At 62.5% G+C, this 4,075-nt stretch carries 3 protein-coding genes; 1 reads left to right on the forward strand and 2 read right to left on the reverse strand.

Going from position 1 to position 4,075, the window contains the following annotated elements:
• Nucleotides 1-175: 175 nt before the first annotated feature.
• Nucleotides 176-1,540, reverse strand: a complete 1,365-nt coding sequence (locus AC1DT3_RS13490) for a nucleotide sugar dehydrogenase (protein WP_477465764.1) — start codon at nucleotides 1,538-1,540, stop codon at nucleotides 176-178.
• A 122-nt stretch (nucleotides 1,541-1,662) separates the two neighbouring features.
• On the opposite strand from AC1DT3_RS13490, the gene AC1DT3_RS13495 reads away from it, so the two are divergent.
• A complete protein-coding gene (locus tag AC1DT3_RS13495) occupies nucleotides 1,663-3,540 on the forward strand; it encodes an ABC-F family ATP-binding cassette domain-containing protein (protein WP_477465765.1) in 1,878 nt (625 codons plus the stop codon).
• 189 nt (nucleotides 3,541-3,729) lie between these two features.
• On the opposite strand, the gene AC1DT3_RS13500 is transcribed toward AC1DT3_RS13495, so the two are convergent.
• Nucleotides 3,730-4,075: hypothetical protein (locus tag AC1DT3_RS13500; RefSeq protein ID WP_477465766.1), on the reverse strand; the 346-nt coding region annotated here is incomplete at its 5' end.

The raw sequence follows: 4,075 nt of genomic DNA on the forward strand, positions 1-4,075 counted from the left end.
ACCTTGCTTCGAACGGCGTGAGATCGGTCTGCAGATCGCTGAGAAGTAACACGCTGGAAAGTCGTGCCATCAGTGCCCCCTTGGTCCCCCGTAGGTGGGAACCGACCTCGTCTAGGTCAAGCTTGCTCCGATACCCTTATTTCTACCCTAACGGAAGATAAAAGCACCATCATCGTCAGGCTTTCACAACTTTTGGATCAATAATCCCCGCCCGGGCAAAAGCATTGCGCGTATCGACGATGACGTTGGCATAGTCGGCCACCATTCGATAATTCATGTCATCATGATCCGTCGCCAGCAGCACGGCATCATACTTGGCGATCGTCTTGGCCTCCAGGGGAACGGAGTGACGTCCCGCGAGTGGCCCGTGCTTGCGGGTCGGCGGCAGGGTCGGGATATGGGGATCATGATAATCGACGCTCGCCCCCCGGGCCTCCATGAGCTCGATGAGCTTCATGGAAGGGCTTTCCCGCATGTCATCGACGTTCTTCTTGTAGGCGACGCCCAGGATCAGGATTTTGGCCCCGCTGAATGCACGGCCGCTCCTGTCGACGGCCGCGACGAGACGGTCGACCACGTAATACGGCATATGGGTGTTGATCTGCCCGGCCAGCTCGATGAACCGGGTGGTGACGTCGTATTCCCGCGCCTTCCATGTCAGGTAGAAGGGATCGATCGGGATGCAATGTCCGCCGAGGCCTGGCCCGGGATAGAACGGCATGAAGCCGAAGGGCTTGGTTTTTGCCGCCTCGATCACCTCCCAGATGTCGATGCCCATGGCGTCGTAGACGACCTTCAGCTCGTTCACGAGAGCGATGTTGACGGCCCGAAAGATGTTCTCTGTGAGCTTCACCGCCTCGGCCGTCGCCGAGGAGGAGACCGGCACGGTCTTGACGACCAGTTGACTGTAGAGGGCGTCGGCAAGGGCGCCCGCATCTGCTCCGTCCCCGCCGACGACCTTGGGGATGGTCGAGGTCCCGAAATCCGGATTGCCCGGGTCTTCGCGCTCCGGCGAGAAGGCGAGAAAAAAGTCACGCCCGCTCTTCAGGCCCCTCGCCTCGAAGATCGGCTTCAACACTTCCTCGGTGGTTCCCGGGTAGGTGGTGGATTCCAGAACCACCAGCTGGCCCGGCCGCAGACAGCGCGCGATCGCGTGAGCTGTGTTCTCCACATAGGAAAGATCGGGCTCGCGATGCTTGGTCAGCGGCGTCGGGACGCAGATCAGGAGAGCGTCGGGCTCGTCCAACCGGTCGAAATTCGTGGTCGCTTCCAAACGCCCCGCGGAGACTGCTTCCGCCACATGGGCCGCGCCAATGTGCTTGATATAGCTATCACCCTGATTGAGCCGGTCGACATATGACGCGTTGATGTCGAAGCCGAGAACTTGGAATCCGGCCTTCGCGGCCGTCAACGCGAGCGGCAGCCCGACGTAACCGAGGCCGATGATCCCGATCCGGGCGGTCCTCGCGGTGAACCGATCGAGAAGCGAGGCCATATCGATGGCCGGTCCGTCGGTACCCTTGGTACGATCCGCGCCCATTTTCCTGCTCCCGCCCCAGAACCGGCTCTGTGTCTGATGGGGATGCGCCCGACAGTCAAGATTGGCAGATCCGCGTACCTCGCACCTTGTCAGGGGCCGCGTGCCACGCCACAAGGCACACCATGCTTCACGCGAATGACCTCACCTTCCGCATCGGCGGCCGCCTCATCCTCGACCACGCCTCCTTCAACCTGCCGACAGGAAGCAAGGTCGGCCTGGTCGGGCGCAATGGCGCGGGCAAGACCACCTTGTTCCGCATCATCCAGGGCGAAGTCTCGACCGAGAGTGGTTCGATCGCCCTGCCCCGCAACGTCAAGATCGGCGGCGTCGCCCAGGAAGCCCCAGGAGGGCCGGAGACGCTCATCGAGGTCGTGCTTGCCGCCGACACCGAACGGACGGCGCTTCTCGTCGAGGCAGAGACGGCGGACGGGTTCCGTCGGGCCGAGATCGAGACCCGCCTGAACGATATCGGCGCGCATGCCGCGCCCTCGCGCGCCGCCGCGATCCTGCACGGCCTCGGCTTCGATGCCGACGCTCAGAAGCGCCCCTGCTCGGATTTCTCGGGTGGTTGGCGCATGCGCGTCGCCTTGGCCGCGGTGCTCTTTACCGAGCCTGATCTCCTGCTTCTCGACGAGCCCACGAACTATCTCGATCTCGAAGGTACGCTCTGGCTGTACGATTATCTGGCGCGCTATCCGCATACCGTGCTCATCATCAGTCACGATCGCGATCTCCTCGACACCTGCGTCAACCACATCCTGCATCTCGATCGCGCCAAACTCGCGATCTATCGCGGTGGCTACACCTCCTTCGCTCGCCAACTAGCGGAAAAGCGCGAGCTGAACGCGAAGGCTCGTGTGAAGCAGGAAGCCGAACGCAAGCACCTCCAGGCTTTTGTCGATCGCTTCAAGGCTAAAGCCTCGAAGGCGAGACAAGCGCAGTCGCGCGTCAAGCGGTTGGCCAAACTCGAACCCATCGCCGCTTTGGTCGAAGAGGATGTGGTTCCGTTCGATCTACCGAGCCCGGACCGCGCCCTCGCACCGCCCTTGATCACCGTCGAGAGCGCAGCCGTCGGGTATGGCGACAAGATCATTCTCGACCGGCTGAACCTCTCGATCYCCCCAGATGACCGCATCGCCTTGCTGGGTTCCAACGGAAATGGCAAATCGACCTTCTGCAAACTCGTCGGCGGCCGTCTCGATCCGCTGAAGGGCGAGATCCGCTTCCCGACCAAGATGGACGTCGCCTATTTCGCGCAACATCAGCTCGAAGAGTTGAATCCGAAGGCGACGGCTTTCGATCACGTGTTCGCCCGGATGCCGAATGCTCCGATTGCCAAGGCACGCGCCCGCACCGCGCAACTCGGCTTTCCAGGCGCGAAAGCCGACACCCCTGTCGCATCGCTCTCGGGCGGAGAGAAGGCGCGGTTACTGATGGGTCTGGCAGCTTTCAACGGCCCTCATCTTCTGATCCTCGACGAGCCGACGAACCATCTCGACATCGACAGCCGCACTGCCCTGATGGAAGCCATCAACGATTATAGCGGCGCAGTGATCCTCGTCAGTCACGATCGGTTTCTCATCGAGGCCTGCGCCGACCGGCTGTGGCTCGTCGGAGGCGGCAGCGTGAAGCCGTTCGACGGCGACATGGACGATTACCGTCAGCTCGTTCTCTCTGGAGAATTGCAGCCCGAACGTCGCGCGGCAAAGCCCCAAACCAACAACGCATCGCGCGTCGACGAGCGGCGCGCGGCCGCCGAAAGACGCGTTGCGCTCGCTCCCCTGCGCAAGAAACTCGAAGGTCTCGAGGCTCGCATGGCGAAACTTGCCGAGGTCATCAGCAAGGTCGATCAGGCGCTGGAAGACGGCACCGCGTTCCAAAAAGATCCGGCGAAGGCGACGGAGCTCTCCCGCATGCGCGCGGAAGCCGCCGAGACACTTGCAACCGTCGAGGAAGAATGGCTGAGCGTCAGCGGGGAAATCGAGGCAGCGAACGGCTGAGGTCGGCGCCTGCCGCAATCTCCAACTGTCACCATCCTGAAGATCCGCAAAGCGGCGTCGCGAATGAGGGTTCAGCGACCACTGAAGACGCCTCGACCTTCGAGACGCGACTGTGTCGCTCCTCAGGATGAGGCTCTAGAGCGGGACCAGGGGCCGAATTTCGAGACGAGAAGCCGATCAGTTGCAGACCTACTTCACGATCCGATCGAGCTTGTTGTTGACGAAGAAGTAGAGCTCTCGTCCGCCGGGCTCCGCATAAAGGACCTGGACTTCCCGTTGGCCCTTGCCGCTTTCTCCGACAAGCACGTCGGTCGCCGGCTTGCCCTTGAGCCGCGCGAGCTCGCATTCCGCAATACCCGGTTCGATTGCCGTGGCCGTTCCCGGCGCCGCTCCTGTGCATCGCCCGTCAGGACCGAGAACCGGACCGTAATCCGGCGTGGCGACGGCCATCACCGGGGGTTGCGCGGCAGATGGAGCCATGGCGGGTGTGGACAGCGCCGGCGGCTGTGACGGGCCCGCGCACGCGGCAAGACTA

The organism is Microvirga sp. P4_G7 (assembly GCF_056401005.1).